Source organism: Bacillus cereus group sp. MYBK14-1, assembly GCF_051916885.1.
In the GTDB taxonomy this organism is placed as follows: domain Bacteria; phylum Bacillota; class Bacilli; order Bacillales; family Bacillaceae_G; genus Bacillus_A; species Bacillus_A cereus.
Window position 1 is genome coordinate 239,538 of sequence record NZ_JBQAHM010000003.1, and the last position, 19,888, is coordinate 259,425.

Here is a 19,888-nt window from a genome sequence, read left to right on the forward strand (position 1 = left end):
TAAAGATAACAATATATATTTGTAACTCTCTAAAAAACTTGCAATACATATGGAATTATTACGCATGAAAGCTAGTAGTAAATTTTATCTCCACTTTTAGTACACGCCTACACTAACTTAACATAAAAAATTAGAAAATTCAATCTTTTTAAGGTAGCTAAAACTAAGTAAAAAAAGCGCATGGAATCCCATACACTTTTTTTACTTAGTCTGTAAATACGGCGGCAATTGTTGCAACTGCTCCTTATCCTTTTCACGTTCTCTACGTGCCCATCTAAAGAATACATAGCCTATAATTGTACCGTACACTATTTCCTGGACAATTTTCATTATGATACCACCAGTTTGCTGGTCTTGTACGACTGGCATCCAGTGCAAAAATTCTGGTCCCGTTATATTTAAATCTGATAAAGTGCCCGCTGGTACACATAGTTCCATCGCTTTCATCCAAGCAGCCGGATCCGTATACGTTGCAAATAACGGGGCTGTCGCAAAAATGATTAACGCACAAGCAGGCGTTAATAATATGCCATTAGCAAACATATAACCAAGTTTCTTTATATCACTTAATGTTTGATATTCTGGTAATGGATTTAACATCGGCCACCACATCATGATTGCTGTAAAAAACAATATAGCGAGACAAATAGGATGAGCTATTTGACTTTGTTTTACCGTATCAAAAACAACTGGTAAATGATAAAAAGAAAACAGGCCGTTAAATACAAATAACGCAATAAGCGGTTTAGCAAATGCCTTTAATATAATTTGAACAAACTTAAAAGAAGTAATGTAACGATATAACCAAATTGGTATACCAAGCAACAGTAACGGTGGAACTGCAATATACATGACTGCCATTTCAAACATATGAGCACTAAATATAATATGGCCAATTAAATCAATAGGCCCTCCCTTTACAAAATACAAAAGAACAATACCAGTCGTAAAATAAAAAATTTGCTTCTTACTTACCTTCGTCGCATTTTCAAATCGCATTCTATATGGCCCAATAATTAAGAAGTACCCAATAAGAATCGAAAGCATAAATAATAAAAAGATTGGACTCCATAAAGCCTGAAAACCAAATATCCACAAGTTACTCATTTTCACACCTACCTTCGTAAGGTTATCTCATAATATGAAGAGGGAGCTGTGACAACACAAGCTCCCTTATTTTTCACTTTTCAAATCCACACGATTGTCATAAAAGCTAAAATTGTAATTAACCCTATTAGCAGACCAGAGTAAAGAAAGAAACTTGCTGCTTCATGTCCTTTATGACTCATATGCATAAAATAATACAATTGAAAAATTACTTGTACCACTGCTAATAGTAAAATAAACGGTACAGAGAAAATCGGACTAAAAGTTTTTGGATGCGCCACCGCTACAAATGCAACTAATGTTAAAAAAATCATTAATGCAAACGTAATAACTTGATGCCTCATTTCCTCCGCACTTTTTCTCTTCCGATAAACAAGATCAACTTTAGGATTATTCGTTTGCTTTATCGCCATTGTTTATCCCACCATTCCCATTAAATATACTACAGTGAAAATAAACACCCAAACTACGTCAATAAAGTGCCAATAAATCGATGCAACATAAAACTTCGGTGCATTGTATAAATTTAGACCTCTCTTCGCATTTCTAAAGATTAATGTTAGAATCCAACATAACCCAAACAATACGTGGAGTCCATGTGTACCAACAAGAGCATAAAACGCAGAGCCAAACGCACTACTTCTCATAGTATGCTTAAATTCATGTGTATAATGATAAAACTCATATATCTCAAACCCTAAAAACCCTAAACCTAGCAATACTGTTACTAGTAACCAAAGCTGCATTTTCTTAAAGTTAAAGTTTTTCATGTGATACATCGCATATACACTCGTTAAGCTACTCGTTAATAAAAGCATCGTCATAATGAAAACGAGTGGCATTTGGAACATCTCTTGAGATGTTGGTCCACCATTTGTAGAATTCTTTAACGCTAAATATGTTCCGAATAAGGAAGCGAACAACACTGTTTCGCCTCCAAGAAATAACCAAAAACCGACAAACTTATTTTTCCCTTCAAGGGTTGCTTTTTCAGGCTCTGCTGGAAATGTTTCATTCGTTAATTTTTCATCTACATGCATTATGCCTTGCCCCCCTTATCCTCTAAATCTTCTTTATGAATATGATACCCATGATCATCAATTACTGAACGTAGGAACATTGCGCCAAATGTAATGATTAAACCAATAATTGCTACTAATAACCAGAACTTATCTTTTCCGCCCTGCATATACATCGCACCAAATGCCGCTATAAACAATCCGAAAGAAATGACAAATGGTGAAAACGAAGGATTTGGCATATGAATATCACCAACTGGTTCCGCTGCTGTCATCTCTTTATTACCTTCACGTTTTTCAATCCAAAACGGATCTAATCCGCGAACAAATGGTAATTGTTTAAAGTTATATTCTGGTGTCGGTGCTGGCATTGTCCATTCTAATGTACGTGCATCCCACGGATCACGACCAGCTTTTTCTTTTGATACTGTCGTTTTAATTACATTGAATAGAAGAACAATCGTTCCAAGAGCCATAAACACCGCTCCGATGGAACTAATCATATTCCCCATTTCCAACCCTTGCCCTTCAAGATATGTGTAGTAACGGCGTGGCATACCAATCAAGCCAAGGAAATGCTGAATAAAGAACGTTAAATGGAAGCCGATAAAGAATAGCCAGAACGTTATCTTTCCTAATGTTTCATTTAATACTTTATTAAACATCAGTGGCCAATAATAATGAGCTCCTGCAAGTAAACCAAATACAACACCGCCAACGATTACATAATGAAAATGCGCTACTACGAAATAGTTATCATGAAATTGATAATCAGCTGGTGCAGATGCTAGCATAACCCCTGTAACTCCACCCATTACGAATGATGGAATGAAAGCTACTGCCCACATCATTGGTGTCGTAAAACGAATACTTCCGCCCCACATTGTAAAGAGCCAGTTGAATATTTTGATACCAGTTGGAACCGCAATCGCCATTGTTGCGACCGAGAAAATAGCATTAGCAACTGGACCAAGTCCAACAGTAAACATATGGTGCGCCCATACCATAAATCCTAAAAATCCAATTAATACAGTCGCAAACACCATCGATGAATAACCAAACAATCGTTTTTTCGAAAATGTCGCGAAGATTTCTGAGAATATTCCGAAAGCTGGGAGTATAAGAATGTATACTTCTGGATGACCGAAAATCCAGAATAAATGCTCCCATATAATTGTATTCCCGCCCAATGCCGGATTAAAGAAACTTGTTCCAAATAAACGATCTAACATTAAAAGTCCTAATCCTACAGTTAACGGCGGAAAAGCGAATAATATAAGCGAAGATGTTACAAATGTCGTCCACGTAAACATCGGCATACGCATGTACGTCATTCCTGGCGCCCGCATATTAATAATGGTTACAAGGAAGTTAATACCTCCAATTAATGTACCAATACCTGAGATTTGCAAGCCGAGTACATAGAAATCAACACCATGACCTTTAGAGGCTAAAGCTAAAGATGCATAAGATGTCCATCCTGCATCAGGTGCTCCACCTAAAAACCAACTTAAATTTAAAAATACTCCACCAAAGAAAAATAACCAAAATCCGAGTGAATTCAAAAACGGGAACGCTACATCACGTGCACCAATTTGAAGTGGTACAGCGGCGTTCATAAATGCAAACACGAGTGGCATAGCTGCGAGGAAAATCATTGTTGTACCGTGCATCGTTAATACTTGATTATAAGCATCCCCAACAAGAAAAGCGTTGTTAGGAATCGCTAATTGAAGGCGAATAAATAGAGCTTCTATTCCGCCTATTACAAAAAACAATCCACCTGCAATTAAATAGAGAATGGCAATCTTTTTATGGTCTACTGTCGTTAAATAATCCCATATGACAGCACCCATCCCCTGTTTTTTTGCTACAGAACTCACGTTTTCAACCTCCCCTTCGCGAATAATCCCTCTTTACTTTTCAACTTTTAACGTTTGTAAGTATGCATTTAATGCATCAATTTGATCATCCGTTAAGTTGCCATATTTGCCAGTCATTTTGTTTCCTGGCTTCATATTTTCAGGATCTTTCAGCCATTTTTTTAAGTTTTCTTCATTGTTTTCGGCAATACCGGCAACCATATCGCGATCCGCAAAGTTTGCTAAGTTTGGTGCGATACGAGCGGAAGGTGGTCTACTATCATTAGATCCAACTGCATGACAACCAATACAGCTTTTATTAAATATTTCTTGGCCCTCTTGCGCCTTTGTTGAAGCTACTTCTTTCTTCCCATCAATCTTCTTCATATCAGCAAGCCATTTTTTGTACTCGCTTTCATCTAAAGCTTTCACTTTAAATTGCATTAAAGAATGTGATGGGCCGCAAAATTCTGTACAAAAACCATTATAAGTGCCCGATTTATCTGCCTTTAACCACATTTTGTTCACATTGTCTGTATTTGTATCCATTTTCCCTGCTAAAGATGGAACCCAAAATGAGTGTTTAATATCGGCACCCTTCAAATTTAAATACACTTTCTTACCTGTGGGGATGACCAAATCTTGCGAAGTTACTATCTTTTCTGATTTATAAGAAAATTCCCACCAATAAAGATTCGCTGTTACATCAACAACGATAGTATCTTTATCAATATTCTTTTTCTCCATCGCACTTACATCAGCAAGTTTGAATGTATATGTAACTGTTGGAACAGCTAAGATTAGTAAAAGAATAATCGGAATAACTGTCCATATAATTTCTAGCTTGTGATTCCCTTCAACTTGCTCTGGAATATAATCTTCCTGACCTTTCTTTTGTCGGAAACGCACAATTACATATAAGAAAATAATAGTAACTACTAGTACTACTCCTACCATGATTGCACTCGCCAGTAGAAGTAAATCATATTGCATTTTTGCTACTTCTCCTTGCGGAATTAAAGTAGATTGAAAGGCTTTACCGCATCCCCCTAACAGTAAAGCCAGCAGTGAAACGAACGAAAGCAGTCGCCACTGTTTCTTCATACAAACAACCCCCACTTTCCTTGTGAATTAGATTGTACTTTATAGTTAAGTAAAGTAAATCTCAACGTAAAGAAATCCAATTATGTCGTTGTCTTAGAAGAATGTAACTACAATCATTGATACAAATAAGATTGTTAAATAATTTAGGGAATAAACAAACATTTGCACGGACCATTTGATGTCATCTTTCTTACGGAAGCCATAAAATCCTAAAACGATCCATCCGATGTTAAGCAGTGTTGCAATTACCATAAATGTTATCCCTAGTCCACTCATATAAAATGGTAGTGGTAATAAACATACTGTCCAAATCATAATTTGGCGTTTCGTAATTTCAAATCCATGAACTACAGGAAGCATTGGAATTCCTGCATTTCGATATTCATCAACACGTTTCATTGCTAATGCAAGGAAATGTGGGATTTGCCAAATAAACATAATTAAAAATAACATCCAAGCAATTGGATGGCCTAAAGATGGATCGATTGCTGCCCATCCAATTAAAGGAGGAACTGCACCAGATATACTACCTACAACAGTATTTAGTGTATACTTTCTCTTTGTCCATAAACTATATAGAACAACATATGTGAAAGCACCAATAAATCCCATTAAGACTGCCATTGGTGTTGTTAATAATAAAAATACAAAACCAAGAAGTAATATGACTAGTCCAAATGTAAGTGCAAATCCTGGTTTATACTTTCCAGTAACCGTTGGACGGGTCTTTGTTCTTTCCATTAATGGATCGATGTCTCGATCAATGTAGTTGTTTAAACAACATACCCCTGCCATAACTAATCCAGAACCAACGATTGTAAAGAATAACTTATCCAGATTGTCCATTACACTTAATCCATTAAAGTGTAATGCCAACCAAAATCCTGTAAATACAGTAAGTGTATTTGAGTTTACAATCCCCATTTTAACGAGTGCTTTTAAATCTTGTAACCGAGTTGTTTCCGGTACACTTGTAACAGCGGACTCATCATGCAGCTCACTTGTTGCATGGTTCATCACTCTAACCCCCTCTTAAAACTTTCATCTTTCTTTTTGCGCATATTTCAAATGAAATAATTCGCTTCTATATAGCAATATTATTACAGTAGAAACATTGTTAACCCATTCTACTACTAATCTACGCCCATACTCCAATATATTAAATCATATTTCCCGAACATTTTGTGAAGAAAACATGAACTTTTTGTGTCGAATATAAAAAACTTCATTCTGACTTGTCCTTATCATAACATGATGTTACCTTCTATAATAAACTATTTTGTCTTATTTAACACGTATTCTCCCCATTTCTTTTCAAAATAGCCTATTTTTCACCTAAAATTTTCCTTATGAACCCTGTTTTTACACCTATTTTCTCCCCCTTTCCTTCCCCCTCCATTTCTTTGCTATTTTATTATTTTTTATATATCATAGGAACTAGCGCGTTTTATTCTATACATAATGGAATGAAAATATTTCGCAATAACTTCATAGCAGAAAGATGGTGAAAGAGATTGCAACGCTTTATTAAATGGTTAGCAGTCATTACAAGCCTTGATTTATTAATAGTTTTATTAGGAGGCGCTTTAGTTACAAAAACAGGTTCTGGTCAAGGTTGTGGTAAATCATGGCCACTTTGTAACGGTGAATTTGTTCCATCTAATTTATCAATGGAAACTATTATTGAACTTAGCCACCGATTAACATCCGGATCAGCTGGAATTCTTGTCACTCTCCTTTGTATTTTGTCCTGGAAATATTATAAACATGTGCGTGAAACAAAAACGTTAGCAATTTTATCCTTCGTATTTTTAGTTGCACAAGCATTAATGGGAGCAGCAGCAGTTGTTTGGGGCCAAATGCCAGCTGTACTTGCTATCCACTTCGGTATTTCCTTAATTTCATTTGCTTCTGTCATTTTATTAACGTGTCTTATCTTTGAAATTGACCAAAAATTTGATGCACGTTCACTTATTATGGACAAAAAAATGAAATTTCATATTTATGGTGTAACAATTTACAGTTATATCGTCGTCTACACAGGTGCTTTAGTACGTCACGAACGAGCTAGCTTAGCCTGTCCAGACTTTCCTTTATGTAGCAAAAACAGACCTATGCCAACTCAACTACATGAATGGGTTCAAATGGGCCATAGAGTTGCAGCGATGTTAATTTTCGCTTGGATACTATACGCGATGATTCTCGCTATTCGCCATTACAAACAGCAACCTGTCGTATATTGGGGATGGATCATTTCATTTATCCTTGTTACACTTCAAGCTGTAGTAGGAGTTTTAGTTGTATTTACAAACGCTAGTTTAGCAATGGCATTGTTACATTCTCTATTCATTTCTTGCTTGTTTGCCGTACTATGCTATTTAGTTATGTTAGGAACAAGAAGTAAAGTGAATGCAAAAGAAGCCGAATTAACTTCTAAACAAACAAAATAATTTAAAACTAAAATCCCTTGCCAATTCGGCAAGGGATTTTTTGCAATAAAAAAAGAGCTGTATTTTACACAGCTCTTTTTTTATTTTAGTGATCTAATTCAATAAGTAAATCACCCGTTTGAATCGCATCACCATCGTTAACATATACTTTCTTCACTTTACCATTGAACGGCGCTTGAACTGTCGTTTCCATTTTCATCGCTTCTGTAATTGCCATAGAATCGCCTTTTTTCACTTCATCGCCTTCTTTTACAACTACTTTAATTACCGTTCCTGGCATCGTTGCACTAATATGATTTGGATTCTCACGGTTTCCTTTCACACGTTGTGCAACTGTTGCTTTTACACTCTCGTCTTTCACGATAATTTCACGTGGTTGACCGTTAAATTCCAAGTAAAGGACACGATTTCCATCCGGCTGAGGTTCTCCAATTGATACTAGTTTAACCATCAATGTTTTACCCTGTTCAATTTCTACATCAATTTCTTCACCTAGTCTCATACCATAGAAGAACGTCGGTGTATCAAGTACAGATACATTTCCATAAAGCTCAGCAACTTTTTCATAATCCATAAATACTTTTGGATATAAAGCATATGCAACTACATCAAAAATCGTTACTTCGCGTCCAAGTTTATGGAATAATTCTTCTTTTAACGCTTCGAAATCTACTGGCTCTAGTAATTCACCTGGTCTTACTGTTAATGGCTCTTTCCCTTTTAAAATAATCTTTTGTAATTCTTTCGGGAAACCACCGTACGGTTGACCTAAATCACCAGAGAACATTTCAACAACAGATCCTGGGAAGTCCATAGCATGTCCACGCTCTAAAACATCTTGTTCTGTCAGATGGTTTTGAACCATAAATAATGCCATATCACCAACAACTTTTGATGATGGCGTTACTTTTACAATATCTCCAAACATGTCATTCACACGGCGGTACATTACTTTCACTTCATCGAAGCGATCTCCTAAACCAACCGCCTTCGCTTGTTGCTGAAGATTACTATACTGCCCACCCGGCATTTCATGCATATATACCTCTGTATGAGGCGCATTCATACCACTTTCAAACGGTGCATAGTATTTGCGTACATCTTCCCAATAATGAGATAGTTTTTCTAAAGAATCTATATTAACATCTGGTTGTCTTTCGTTTCCACCTAATGCATAGTATAGCGTGTTCGCACTTGGTTGTGACGTTTGACCAGCCATAGAACTCACTGCTACATCGACGATATCAACACCCGCTTCAATTGCCTTCGTATACGTTAATATACCATTTCCACTCGTATCGTGCGTGTGCAGATGAATTGGAATCGACACTGTCTCTTTTAATGCAGAAACTAAATCATATGCTGCATTTGGTTTTAATAAGCCCGCCATATCTTTAATACCTAAAATGTGAGCTCCTGATGCTTCTAACTCTTTTGCTAAATTTTTATAGTAATTTAAATCATATTTACTACGCAGTGGATCATGGATATCCCCTGTGTAGCACATTGTTGCTTCTGCAATTTTACCAGTGTCTCGTACAGCGTCAATTGCAACTCTCATGCCTTCCACCCAGTTTAAGCTATCAAAAATACGGAATACATCAATGCCTGCTTGAGCAGAACATTCCACAAATTTTTGAATTAAATTATCTGGATAGTTTTTGTATCCAACTGCGTTTGAAGAACGAAGTAACATTTGGAATAAAACGTTCGGCATTTTTTCACGAAGATCTAGTAATCGTTCCCATGGATCTTCTTTTAAGAAACGATACGCAACGTCAAACGTTGCACCGCCCCACATTTCCGCTGAGAATAGGTTCGGTAACATTCTCGCTGTTGGCTCCGCAATTTGATGTAAATCTTTTGTACGAATACGAGTTGCAAGTAATGACTGGTGTGCATCACGGAATGTTGTATCCGTTAAAAGTACACGTTTTTGATCCTGTACCCATTTTACTAATCCGTCCGCTCCACGCTCGTCCAAAATTTGTTTCGTTCCATTTTGGATTGGCTCTGAATGTTTTAAACATGGAATACGAGCATCTGGGAATATTGGTTTTTCTTTTTTACCTACTCCTGGGAAACCATTTACTGTTACTGTACCAATGTAATTTAACATTTTCGTTCCACGGTCTTTACGTTTCGGGAACAAGAACAATTCAGGTGACGCATCGATAAATGAAGTATCATATTCTCCTGATAAGAAGTTTTTATGTTTTACTACATTCTCTAGGAATGGAATATTTGTTTTAATACCACGAATACGGAATTCTTTTAAGTTACGTTCCATTTTTGCAGCAGCTTGCTCAAAAGTAAGTGCCCAAGTTGTAACTTTTACAAGTAAAGAATCGTAGTACGGTGTAATAACTGCACCTTGGAAGCTATTTCCTGTATCAAGACGTACACCAAAACCACCGCCTGATCGATACGCCATAATTTTTCCTGTATCCGGCATAAAATTATTTAGCGGATCTTCAGTTGTTACACGAGATTGAATTGCAAATCCATGTACAACTACTTCCTCTTGCTTCGGAACACCTACCATTTTGCTATGTAATGAATGTCCATCAGCTATTAAAATTTGTGATTGAACAATATCTACTCCCGTAATCATTTCTGTAATCGTATGTTCTACTTGAACACGTGGATTTACTTCAATAAAGTAAAACTCATCATCTTTTACAAGGAATTCTACTGTTCCTGCATTTAAATAATTTACATTTTTCGTTAACTTCACAGCAGCATCACAAATACGCTGACGCAGATCATCTGAAAGTGATACACTCGGTGCAATTTCTACAACTTTTTGATGACGACGTTGTACAGAACAGTCACGCTCGTATAAATGAACAACATTGCCTTCTTCATCTGCTAAAATTTGTACTTCTATATGTTTAGGTTTTTCAACGAATTTTTCGACGTAAACTTCATCATTACCAAAGGCTGCTTTCGCTTCTGATTTCGCTCGATTATATGATTCTCCTAATTCCTCACTAGTACGCACAATACGCATACCACGACCGCCACCCCCAAGGGATGCTTTAATAATAATCGGGTAATCATACTTTTCAGCAAATTTTTCGACTTCTTCTAATGAATTTACTGGACCATCACTACCAGGTATAACTGGAATTTGTGCTAGCTGCGCTTGTGTTCTTGCTTTCACTTTATCTCCAAACATATCTAAATGCTTACTTTTCGGACCGATAAAGATAATTCCTTCTTCTTCACAACGTTTAGCGAATTGAATATTTTCTGACAAGAAACCATATCCAGGGTGGATTGCATCTACATGATTACTTTTTGCAATCTCAATAATGCCTTCAATATCTAGATAAGCATCAATTGGTTTTTTTCCTTCCCCAACTAAATAGGACTCATCGGCTTTATAGCGATGATAAGAACCACTATCCTCTTTAGAATAGATTGCAACTGTTTTTAATCCAAGTTCCGAACAAGCTCGAAACACACGAATTGCAATCTCTCCACGGTTAGCTACCAATACTTTTTGAATACGTTGCAGCTTTGTCATGATTTTCCCCCTCTACTTTCCTACCACTCTAGAGATAAAATATATACACACCTTAAAAAGCGTGAAGTTCTTCACTTTCCACATTATATTATACTTAGAAAGCTTCACTTTATTTTTATCCATCATACCTTATTTTTTAACAAATGATAAGTTTTCTGTGCAATTTGTTTCACAAAAATAGTATAGCATACCTCTTCCTTTTCTAACAACTTAATTGTATATCACATTTAACTTAATGTGATATATCTTTTAACTGAAAGAGAAATTAGTACATCATATTTAAAACTACTTAAAAATAAAAACACATCATGCTCTAAAGCACAATGTGTTTTTATTTTACAACTACAAGATGTGGTCCATTTTGTTCTTTTTCTTTCATTAATCCATTCTGTTGTTTCTCTTGTCGTTTCACGTGACTAGCAATATTGAGTAGTATCCCCATCGCAAGTAGATTAGCTAATAAAGAACTACCACCGTAACTGACAAACGGTAATGGTACTCCGGTAAGTGGTATTACTCCAGACATACCACCAACATTAATAAACGTTTGAACTCCAAACAAGCTTGCAATTCCGATAGCTATTAAACTTCCAAATGGATCTGTACACTTTTGTGCGACTCTAAATGATCGAATAATTATAAGCAATAAACAAATCAAAATGATTGCTACGCCTATAAAACCAAGTTCTTCCGATATAATTGCCATAATAAAATCCGTTTGTGGTTCTGGTAAATAACCATACTTTTGCACACTATTTCCTAATCCCCTACCATTAAGCCCTCCAGAAGCAATTCCAATAAATGAATTCACCAATTGGAATCCATCCTTTTGAGGATCATTAAACGGATCAAGGAAAACAGAAAAACGTGCCTTTTGATATGGATTTAATGCATAATTGCCAAGAAGATATATTGCCGGAATCCATACTATAGAAGTTAAAGCAATTCGTTTAATCCATAAGTTAACCTGTACTCCCGAACAAAGGAACATAATTCCTACTGTTCCTGCAATTAACAAATCAGTACCTAAATCATTTTGCTTTAATATTAAAAACATGATTATACCAACACCAATAAGTACTGGACCTGACCCTTTGGAAACAGGTGTATTCGTTTCTTGTCTTTTGGCAAAGAAATGAGCTAAGACGAGAATAACTGTTATCTTAACAAATTCTGCAGGCTGTATTCCAAATATCCACCCGTTTGCACCGTTTACTTTCTTAGTGAAAAAGGCAGCTGCTGCTAATAATGCAACACTAATTCCATAACTCCCCAATAAAAAGATTCGTTTTCTCCACACTTTATATGGGATAATAGCAAGAATTATTAATAACACTGTTCCAGCAGCTAAAGTAATTAATTGTCTTTTAAAAAAGAAATTTGCTGGTTTATCAAATCGCGAAATCGCAACAATGGAACTAGAACTATATACCATTATTACTCCCAGCACACATAAGATAACAAGAGGAAGTAACAATGAATAATCCATTGATTTCCATACTTTTTTCATTTCATTTCCTCTTTCTGTTTCAATTTAATTATTGTTGTATTCCATATGTATATTGATTCTTCCTGCTTTATTATACAAATAAAAAGCTCAAACTAATTTAGTTTGAGCCCCCTTATTTGAACCCGTTATTGTTGTTTGTTTGTAAATGCTTCATGAAGTGCAGACAACTCACGTTCGAGCTCACCTAACATTGCTTTCCCTTGTTCTTCTGCAATAAGACCAAGGCGAACTGCAAAATCGACCTCGCGGGATAGTCCAAACATTTGTGTGTCTAACACTTCTTCATATAATGGACATTGCGGCATTGTAAGATGGTCCATTTGCACCTTAATAAGTCTTAAAATCTTCTCTGCATCCGCTTGTAGAAGGGCTAGTGCCTTTTCCTGATGATTTGCTACTGTCTCAGACGCCAAATTGATTCCCTCCGTTTCCGTCCTACTCTCCTCTATCCTATCTATTAATATTAGCGATAGTTTTAATAAATTGCAATAGAAACATTTTTTGTGACAACAGTGTCTAATGCTATTATACTGAAAAGTGGGAGTATAACACAAATGGGGGAACAACAATGAGCGAAATTTTATTTATTAACGGAAAAGTACGTTTTCCAATCACTATTGATCCAACTGTTTGGATCTTTGATGATCGAAAAGTAGATTTGACAACTTACTTTGATGAAACTAGAGAAAACACGTCTGAACTAGAAACTTATTTAAAAAACACTTCAGAACATTGGGATCGTGAAATTCGTGATGGTGCTGCCTTCCCACCGATACAACAAAGTGTAAAGAAATATAAAAAAGAACAGCTGATTACTGGAACATTTGGTATACCATTTCATCCATTCCTTGCTAACGCTGAAATTTTAGAGGACGCTACGCAAGTTGAAATTGAAACGGTAGATCATACAATGACACTTCCATTAGAAACTGTCAAAAATGCTATACTAGGCTTTTCAAAAGAAGGAAAACCATTAAAAGAAGACGGGCCTGTTCATCTCTATTTCAATGATGGATCTAATCAACAAAATCCAATCCGTAACATCCGTAAATTTACAATTATTTAAAGAAAAGGAGTGAGCTTAAGCTCACTCCTTTTTACAATAAATCTGCTGCTAGTTGAGCTAAATTAGATCGCTCCCCTTTAACAAACTTCACATGACCACTAATACGCTGTTCTTTAAACTTCTCTACAACATACGTTAAGCCATTATTATATTCATCTAAATATGGGTGATCAATTTGCTGAGGATCTCCCATCAATACAATCTTACTCTTTTCCCCTACCCTAGTTAATATCGTCTTCACTTCATGCTTTGTTAAATTTTGTGCTTCGTCAATGATAATGAACTGATCTGGAATACTTCTCCCGCGTATATAAGTAAGGGCTTCTACTTCAATCGAACCCATTCCAGCTAAAATAGCATCTAACTCTCCTGGCTTTTTCGTATTAAATAAATACTCTAGGTTATCAAAAATTGGCTGCATCCATGGTCTTAATTTTTCTTCTTTTTCTCCTGGTAAATAACCGATATCTTTTCCGACTGGAACAATTGGTCTTGCCACAAGTAATTTTTTATATAACCCTAAGTCTTCTGTTTGCATAAGTCCCGAAGCTAACGCAAGTAACGTTTTTCCTGTGCCGGCTTTCCCCGTTAACGTTACAAGCGGAATATCTTCACGAAGCAACAATTCTAATCCCATAATTTGCTGCACGTTTCGTGGTCGTATCCCCCACACTTGTTCATTGTGAAAAATAAGTTTCTTTACCTTCTTCCCTAAGTGATCCACAATGCCAAGCGCAGAACTAGAGCCCCCTAATGCATCTTTCATTACTACAAATTGATTTGGGTAAAAAGGATGATTCGCAATTTCAGATAGAGGCAATTCACCTTTCTCATAAAAATAATCCAATTGTTCTTTTGATATATATCCTTCTAAAAAACCAGAATATATATTTTCTACTTCAATTACGCGATCACTTAAATAATCTTCAGCCTTCAAACCAATTGCATCAGCTTTTACCCTTACGAGTACATCTTTACTTACTAAAATAACAGACTTCCCGTCCTCTTTTTCCTGTTCTTCTAAAGATAGATTTTTTGCTACAGCTAAAATTCGATTATCATTTGTTTTTTCTACAAAAATATCTTGTAGTTGCACAAATGAACGATGGTTCAATTCAATACGAAATGTTCCGCCGTTTTCTAGCGGGATACTTTCATGCAGCTTTCCTATTTCACGAAATTTATCTATTAACTTAGATACATAACGAGCGTTTCTTCCTACTTCATCCATATAACGTTTTTTCGAATCAACCTCTTCTAATACAACTGCTGGAATCACTACTTCATTGGTTTCAAATGAAAAAATAGATAAAGGATCCTGCAAAAGTACATTCGTATCTAACACATAAATTTTATCCAACCTGTTACCCCCTGACTCCACTTTTAAATTTGTAGAACAAGGGTTTCATCCATAAAATATGGACGAACCATTGTTATAATTATATGTACCGTGTAAACGAGGTAGAATCGAAAATCATAGTCATTAAACCTTTTATTTATTCTTTATTCATTTCTATTCAATATATTACTTTTTATTATAATTATTAACGTTAAATCACAATAACCGACTACAAAAGTGAATAAACGAATTTCTTATTTAGCATCTTTATAATTCTCTTATCCCTACTAACACTTCGTTATCCAGCTTTTTCGCTGCCCGAAGATCATATGTTTTTTCATATGTTGGTTCAATTGCAAGTTTCGCTCCATAAAACATAACATCACGCACTTCTTGCACCTTTACTTCTATTACAGTTAATTTTAGAGAAATACCTTCCATTCTATCTGTCAAAATTTCACCTGCACCACTTATAGAAAATACGGATTCATTCGCCATTATAGTCAATACCACACCTGTATTATGACGTATATTTTCCACAATACGTGAACGTTGATCTACTGCAAATCGAATACTAGTTTCACTCACTGCATACACCCAAGAAATAGCACTTACGTTAGGAACTTGTTTTTCGAAATCTGTCGTTGCTATCATAACAATACACTCTTTACGCAACGTTTGTACTAAATCCTCTGTTAAGGTAGGCTCTACTACATTCGCCATATTTTCACCTCCAAATATACTTGGTATATCCTTATCATAACTTATTTTTTGAATTGCGAAAATATTATTTTTTCCCACTATTATTCAAAAACATTATACTTCCATGATATACTTATACTGATAGAATTCGTATTGAGGTGACGAAATGAGAGTCAAATGTATGATTTGTGATAAAAAAGATATGTTAGATGATGAAAATCCTATGGCAAAAAAACTGCGTAATCGCCCTATTCATACATATATGTGCATGGAATGTTCGGAACGAATTGCAGAGCGTACAATGGAACGTCATGCAAGTGGTAATTTCCGATTATATCGTGATAAAAAAATCGAAGATGATTGGTAAAATGTAAATAAGTCCTTACTCATATAGATAAGGACTTATTTATATTTTTCTGGTTCACGATTCATCTGATCCAAAAAACAATCAATGGCTTCTAACGGAAACCTTGCAGATTTCCGTTCTCCATTTATTTCATATGTAATTAAATACATTTCCTCGTTCTTTTCGACTTCCACATTTCTTAATTTATGTTCTTCATATACCATATTTTGAAATAACAAATATGTTTCTTTTGCAGCATTATCATCTGGACGTGCTTCCGCAACTGTTTTAATTGTTAACCAATTATATAGTGCATCTTGTACTGAACGCATGAAAACTCCCCTTTCTTATCCTGCTTTTTGTTGTTTCGCTTGACGCAAACGCAGTCTATAAATTCCAAGTACAATTGCCGCTACAACAAGTCCTTCTCCAACAGGTAAAAACACAGCAAAAAAGGTTAATACTGTGCATCCAATTGCTAATGATATGTATATCACAATATTTTTTAGTACAGACAACTTTCTAGCAAACCCTAAATTATAAACGAGAGCACTTAATATAATAATCGTCCCATAAAGTAACCACATTCCTAACTCTGGATTTTCATCTACCTTACACAATTTTGCAAAAAAAGACATCCTTTCTAACACACTCTTCCCCCCTAGCAGTAAAATGCAATTTTCTTTATACACTTAATACAAGAGTAACTCGCAAAAAAAATACTGTCCACAAAAAAGAGTAAATATTCTAAAAAAATAAACAAAATAAAAAAAACAACGCCCTTTATAAAGGGCGTTGTTTTTTTATTTTTACGCTTCAACAGATTTCTTTTTCTTAGCAGCTCTTTCACGTTCGCTCTTATCAAGAATCTTTTTACGTAAACGAATTGATTCTGGAGTTACTTCACAGAACTCGTCATCGTTTAAGTACTCTAATGACTCTTCTAAAGTCATTAAGCGTGGTTTCTTCATTGTTGAAGTTTGATCTTTCGTCGCAGAACGAATGTTAGTTTGTTGTTTCATTTTCACAACGTTAACTGTTAAGTCGTTCTCACGAGTGTGTTCTCCGACAATCATACCAGCATATACTTCTGTACCTGGTTCAACGAAGATTACACCACGGTCTTCAACTTGCATAATACCGTATTGTGATGCTTTTCCTGTTTCAAGTGAAACTAGAACACCTTGGCGACGTCCACCAACTTGTCCAGCGTGTACTGGTTGGTAGCAATCGAATGTATGGTTTAAAATACCGTAACCACGAGTTAATGTTAAGAATTCTGTTGTGTAACCAATTAAACCACGTGCTGGAACCATGAAAGTAAGGCGAACTTGACCGTTTCCGTTATTCACCATATCTAACATTTCACCTTTACGTGCACCCATAGATTCCATAATAGAACCAGTGTATTCTTCAGGTACATCGATTTGTACGCGCTCTACAGGCTCACATCTTACGCCATCAACTTCTTTAATGATTACTTCTGGCTTAGATACTTGTAATTCATAACCTTCACGACGCATGTTTTCAATTAAGATAGATAAATGTAGTTCCCCACGTCCAGATACGATCCACGCATCAGGAGAATCTGTATTATCTACACGTAAACTTACATCTGTTTCTAATTGTGAACGAAGACGCTCTTCAATTTTACGAGATGTAATGTATTTACCTTCACGACCTGCAAATGGGCTGTTATTTACAAGGAACGTCATTTGTAGTGTTGGCTCATCAATACGTAATAATGGTAACGCATCTTGATGTTCAACTGGACATACTGTTTCACCTACGTTAATGTCTTCCATACCAGAAACGGCTACTAAGTCCCCTGCTTTTGCTTCTTCAATTTCTTGACGTTTTAATCCCATGTAACCGAATAATTTCGTTACGCGGAATTGCTTCACGCTTCCGTCTACTTTCATTAAAGCAACTTGTTGTCCAACCTTCATTGTACCGCGGAATACGCGACCAACTCCAATACGTCCAACGTAGTCGTTGTAATCAAGAAGTGCTACTTGGAATTGAAGTGGCTCTTCGCTGTTATCAATTGGTGCTGGAATATGTTCGATAATTGTATCGAATAATGATTTCATATTCTCTTCTTGATTTGCTGGATTTGAATCTAAGCTTGCTGTTCCGTTCATTGCTGATGCAAATACAACTGGGAACTCTAATTGATCTTCGTTTGCACCAAGCTCAATGAATAAGTCGATTACTTCATCAACTACTTCATCTGGACGAGCGAAGTCACGGTCAATTTTGTTTACAACTACGATTGGAGTTAAGTTTTGCTCAAGAGCTTTCTTTAAAACAAATCGTGTTTGTGGCATACAACCTTCATATGCATCAACAACAAGTAAAACACCATCAACCATTTTCATGATACGTTCTACTTCTCCACCGAAGTCAGCGTGACCAGGTGTATCTAAAATGTTAATTCTTTTATCTTCATAGTGAATCGCTGTATTTTTCGCTAAAATTGTAATACCGCGTTCTCTTTCTAGATCATTTGAATCCATTGCGCGTTCTTCAACGTGTTCGTTCGCACGGAAAGTCCCCGCTTGACGTAATAACTGGTCAACAAGTGTTGTTTTACCATGGTCAACGTGGGCAATAATTGCTATATTACGTAAATCTTGTCGTTTTTTCAACATGTCCAACTCCTAATGTCTTTTTAATCCTTCTCTATTATAAGAGCGAAGGGGATACAATAGCAATTAAAATAAAAGCAAGAATGAAAATATAGTTGTATTCTTACTTTTGTGAAAGTAAAATGAGATTGGAGGGTGAAGAAATGGAACACATTCAATATCGCTTTTTATTAACTGCAATTATCGGTGTTATTTTCTTAATCGGTATCGGCATTATGATTGCTGAAAATAGTCCAATCGGTATTATTATTTGCATTATCGGCACATTTGTTACAGTTGGATACGGTTTTGTAACAAAAAGAAAAATGCGCAAATCACAATAACGCTAAAAAGTAAGAAGCTTATACACAGCCTCTTACTTTTTTTGTTGCTCTCATATAAACGATAACACTTCTTCATACACTCCTGGTTTTGCAACTAACACACTGCTCTTCTCTATGATAGAAAGTGGCGCTCCAGAGAATGTCGTCACCTTACCTCCAACTTCTTCTACAATTATCTGCCCTCCGCCAAAATCCCATGGTGATAATCTCGGCGTTACATATGCATCTATTCTTCCTGTTGCAACGTATACCATCTCTAATGCTGCACAGCCATATGACCTTGTGCCCCTTGCTTTCTTAACAAGTGCCATCATACTTTCCATATTAAGCAATGGATTATCTGTAAGCCATATCGCATTTAAAGCTACAATACCTTGCTCTACAGTTCCTTTTTCCAATGGAGGAATTGATATATCATTACAAAAAGCTCCAGATCCCTTGACTGCATGATATAGCTCATCATGCACTGGATCATATATAAGTCCAATCTTTCCGATACCGTTCTCATAAATCCCAATTGAAATCGCAAAATTTCTTTTTTGATGAACAAAGTTCATCGTGCCGTCAATTGGATCAATTAACCAAACAACCCCGTCAGAAGACGTTATCTCGTCTCCATAACCCTCTTCTCCTAAAATATTATGATTCGGGAATGTTTCTTTAATTTTCCCAATTAAAAACTGTTCTATCTCTCGGTCCATATTTGTAACTAAGTCAGCTGCATTTGATTTTGTTTCTATAATAAGTGCTTTTTTCATTGATGCCATTAAATGCTCTCCTGCATCCCGAATCCACCGTTTGGCGTGTGCATCGATGTCTTTCCATACTTCTTGCATGTTTAAACACTCCGATCTATACTGTTCACAGAAAAAACGAA

Annotated in this window: 19 protein-coding genes; 4 read left to right on the forward strand and 15 right to left on the reverse strand. The window is 35.9% G+C overall.

Annotated elements, in window-relative coordinates:
- Positions 1-201: 201 nt before the first annotated feature.
- The 6 genes from ctaG to ctaB all read right to left on the reverse strand — a co-directional run bounded on the left by ctaG (position 202) and on the right by ctaB (position 6,109).
- Positions 202-1,107: a cytochrome c oxidase assembly factor CtaG gene (ctaG, locus tag ACTFR3_RS10775; RefSeq protein WP_000069023.1), complete on the reverse strand. Its 906-nt coding sequence runs from the start codon at positions 1,105-1,107 to the stop codon at positions 202-204.
- A gap of 80 nt (positions 1,108-1,187) precedes the next feature.
- Positions 1,188-1,520: a cytochrome c oxidase subunit IVB gene (gene ctaF, locus ACTFR3_RS10780; RefSeq protein WP_440044413.1), complete on the reverse strand. Its 333-nt coding sequence runs from the start codon at positions 1,518-1,520 to the stop codon at positions 1,188-1,190.
- A gap of 3 nt (positions 1,521-1,523) precedes the next feature.
- Positions 1,524-2,147, reverse strand: a complete 624-nt coding sequence (gene ctaE / locus ACTFR3_RS10785) for a cytochrome c oxidase subunit III (protein WP_000557861.1) — start codon at positions 2,145-2,147, stop codon at positions 1,524-1,526.
- A complete protein-coding gene (gene ctaD, locus ACTFR3_RS10790; protein ID WP_153579316.1) occupies positions 2,147-3,982 on the reverse strand; it encodes a cytochrome c oxidase subunit I in 1,836 nt (611 codons plus the stop codon). Before ctaD ends, ctaE begins: the two co-directional genes overlap by 1 nt.
- Before the next feature lie 60 nt (positions 3,983-4,042).
- Positions 4,043-5,092, reverse strand: a complete 1,050-nt coding sequence (coxB, locus tag ACTFR3_RS10795) for a cytochrome c oxidase subunit II (protein WP_000745268.1) — start codon at positions 5,090-5,092, stop codon at positions 4,043-4,045.
- A 93-nt stretch (positions 5,093-5,185) separates the two neighbouring features.
- Positions 5,186-6,109, reverse strand: a complete 924-nt coding sequence (gene ctaB / locus ACTFR3_RS10800) for a protoheme IX farnesyltransferase (RefSeq protein ID WP_001015058.1) — start codon at positions 6,107-6,109, stop codon at positions 5,186-5,188.
- Positions 6,110-6,606: 497 nt separating this feature from the next.
- On the opposite strand from ctaB, the gene ctaA reads away from it, so the two are divergent.
- Positions 6,607-7,542: a heme A synthase gene (gene ctaA / locus ACTFR3_RS10805; RefSeq protein WP_001188743.1), complete on the forward strand. Its 936-nt coding sequence runs from the start codon at positions 6,607-6,609 to the stop codon at positions 7,540-7,542.
- Between the two features lie 85 nt (positions 7,543-7,627).
- Here ctaA and pyc read toward each other — a convergent pair whose 3' ends face one another.
- From pyc to ACTFR3_RS10820, 3 genes are all read right to left on the reverse strand, one after another.
- Positions 7,628-11,074 (reverse strand): pyruvate carboxylase, encoded by a 3,447-nt coding sequence (gene pyc, locus ACTFR3_RS10810; protein ID WP_000164087.1) that lies wholly within the window; start codon positions 11,072-11,074, stop codon positions 7,628-7,630.
- Positions 11,075-11,405: 331 nt separating this feature from the next.
- The gene (locus ACTFR3_RS10815; protein WP_078403679.1) at positions 11,406-12,584 is read right to left on the reverse strand and encodes an FtsW/RodA/SpoVE family cell cycle protein; all 1,179 of its coding nucleotides are present in this window, start codon (positions 12,582-12,584) and stop codon (positions 11,406-11,408) included.
- Between the two features lie 125 nt (positions 12,585-12,709).
- Complete coding sequence (locus tag ACTFR3_RS10820; RefSeq protein ID WP_000135694.1) at positions 12,710-12,997, reverse strand: YlaN family protein; 288 nt, start codon at positions 12,995-12,997, stop codon at positions 12,710-12,712.
- Between the two features lie 155 nt (positions 12,998-13,152).
- On the opposite strand from ACTFR3_RS10820, the gene ACTFR3_RS10825 reads away from it, so the two are divergent.
- Positions 13,153-13,650 (forward strand): hypothetical protein, encoded by a 498-nt coding sequence (locus tag ACTFR3_RS10825; RefSeq protein WP_001289809.1) that lies wholly within the window; start codon positions 13,153-13,155, stop codon positions 13,648-13,650.
- A gap of 31 nt (positions 13,651-13,681) precedes the next feature.
- On the opposite strand, the gene ACTFR3_RS10830 is transcribed toward ACTFR3_RS10825, so the two are convergent.
- Both ACTFR3_RS10830 and ACTFR3_RS10835 read right to left on the reverse strand, forming a co-directional pair.
- On the reverse strand, positions 13,682-15,010 hold the full coding sequence (locus ACTFR3_RS10830; protein ID WP_000358083.1) for a PhoH family protein: 1,329 nt from the start codon (positions 15,008-15,010) through the stop codon (positions 13,682-13,684).
- A 246-nt stretch (positions 15,011-15,256) separates the two neighbouring features.
- Positions 15,257-15,712: a pyridoxamine 5'-phosphate oxidase family protein gene (locus ACTFR3_RS10835; RefSeq protein WP_000024593.1), complete on the reverse strand. Its 456-nt coding sequence runs from the start codon at positions 15,710-15,712 to the stop codon at positions 15,257-15,259.
- A 145-nt stretch (positions 15,713-15,857) separates the two neighbouring features.
- Here ACTFR3_RS10835 and ACTFR3_RS10840 point away from each other — a divergent pair, with 145 nt between their 5' ends.
- The gene (locus ACTFR3_RS10840) at positions 15,858-16,058 is read left to right on the forward strand and encodes a YlaI family protein (protein ID WP_002082250.1); all 201 of its coding nucleotides are present in this window, start codon (positions 15,858-15,860) and stop codon (positions 16,056-16,058) included.
- 35 nt (positions 16,059-16,093) lie between these two features.
- On the opposite strand, the gene ACTFR3_RS10845 is transcribed toward ACTFR3_RS10840, so the two are convergent.
- From ACTFR3_RS10845 to typA, 3 genes are all read right to left on the reverse strand, one after another.
- Positions 16,094-16,369, reverse strand: coding sequence for a hypothetical protein (locus ACTFR3_RS10845; protein ID WP_440044414.1), 276 nt, complete (start codon positions 16,367-16,369; stop codon positions 16,094-16,096).
- Positions 16,370-16,384: 15 nt separating this feature from the next.
- A complete protein-coding gene (locus ACTFR3_RS10850) occupies positions 16,385-16,687 on the reverse strand; it encodes a YlaH-like family protein (RefSeq protein WP_000893662.1) in 303 nt (100 codons plus the stop codon).
- 159 nt (positions 16,688-16,846) lie between these two features.
- On the reverse strand, positions 16,847-18,691 hold the full coding sequence (gene typA, locus ACTFR3_RS10855; protein ID WP_000914762.1) for a translational GTPase TypA: 1,845 nt from the start codon (positions 18,689-18,691) through the stop codon (positions 16,847-16,849).
- A gap of 140 nt (positions 18,692-18,831) precedes the next feature.
- On the opposite strand from typA, the gene ACTFR3_RS10860 reads away from it, so the two are divergent.
- Entirely contained in the window at positions 18,832-19,011 is a 180-nt protein-coding gene (locus ACTFR3_RS10860) for a DUF5325 family protein (protein ID WP_000400127.1), read from the forward strand.
- A 50-nt stretch (positions 19,012-19,061) separates the two neighbouring features.
- On the opposite strand, the gene ACTFR3_RS10865 is transcribed toward ACTFR3_RS10860, so the two are convergent.
- Complete coding sequence (locus ACTFR3_RS10865) at positions 19,062-19,847, reverse strand: inositol monophosphatase family protein (RefSeq protein ID WP_001158701.1); 786 nt, start codon at positions 19,845-19,847, stop codon at positions 19,062-19,064.
- Positions 19,848-19,888 lie beyond the last annotated feature (41 nt).

Coding starts and splice junctions, on each gene's coding strand:
- ACTFR3_RS10865 (WP_001158701.1), bottom strand. CDS start 19,847: ATGCAAGAAGTATGGAAAGACATCGATGCACACGCCAAACGGTGGATT.
- ACTFR3_RS10860 (WP_000400127.1), top strand. CDS start 18,832: ATGGAACACATTCAATATCGCTTTTTATTAACTGCAATTATCGGTGTT.
- ctaE (WP_000557861.1), bottom strand. CDS start 2,147: ATGCATGTAGATGAAAAATTAACGAATGAAACATTTCCAGCAGAGCCT.
- typA (WP_000914762.1), bottom strand. CDS start 18,691: ATGTTGAAAAAACGACAAGATTTACGTAATATAGCAATTATTGCCCAC.
- pyc (WP_000164087.1), bottom strand. CDS start 11,074: ATGACAAAGCTGCAACGTATTCAAAAAGTATTGGTAGCTAACCGTGGA.
- ACTFR3_RS10840 (WP_002082250.1), top strand. CDS start 15,858: ATGAGAGTCAAATGTATGATTTGTGATAAAAAAGATATGTTAGATGAT.
- ACTFR3_RS10815 (WP_078403679.1), bottom strand. CDS start 12,584: ATGAAAAAAGTATGGAAATCAATGGATTATTCATTGTTACTTCCTCTT.
- ctaD (WP_153579316.1), bottom strand. CDS start 3,982: ATGGGTGCTGTCATATGGGATTATTTAACGACAGTAGACCATAAAAAG.
- ctaG (WP_000069023.1), bottom strand. CDS start 1,107: ATGAGTAACTTGTGGATATTTGGTTTTCAGGCTTTATGGAGTCCAATC.
- ACTFR3_RS10845 (WP_440044414.1), bottom strand. CDS start 16,369: ATGCGTTCAGTACAAGATGCACTATATAATTGGTTAACAATTAAAACA.
- ACTFR3_RS10825 (WP_001289809.1), top strand. CDS start 13,153: ATGAGCGAAATTTTATTTATTAACGGAAAAGTACGTTTTCCAATCACT.
- ctaB (WP_001015058.1), bottom strand. CDS start 6,109: ATGAACCATGCAACAAGTGAGCTGCATGATGAGTCCGCTGTTACAAGT.
- coxB (WP_000745268.1), bottom strand. CDS start 5,092: ATGAAGAAACAGTGGCGACTGCTTTCGTTCGTTTCACTGCTGGCTTTA.
- ACTFR3_RS10835 (WP_000024593.1), bottom strand. CDS start 15,712: ATGGCGAATGTAGTAGAGCCTACCTTAACAGAGGATTTAGTACAAACG.
- ctaF (WP_440044413.1), bottom strand. CDS start 1,520: ATGGCGATAAAGCAAACGAATAATCCTAAAGTTGATCTTGTTTATCGG.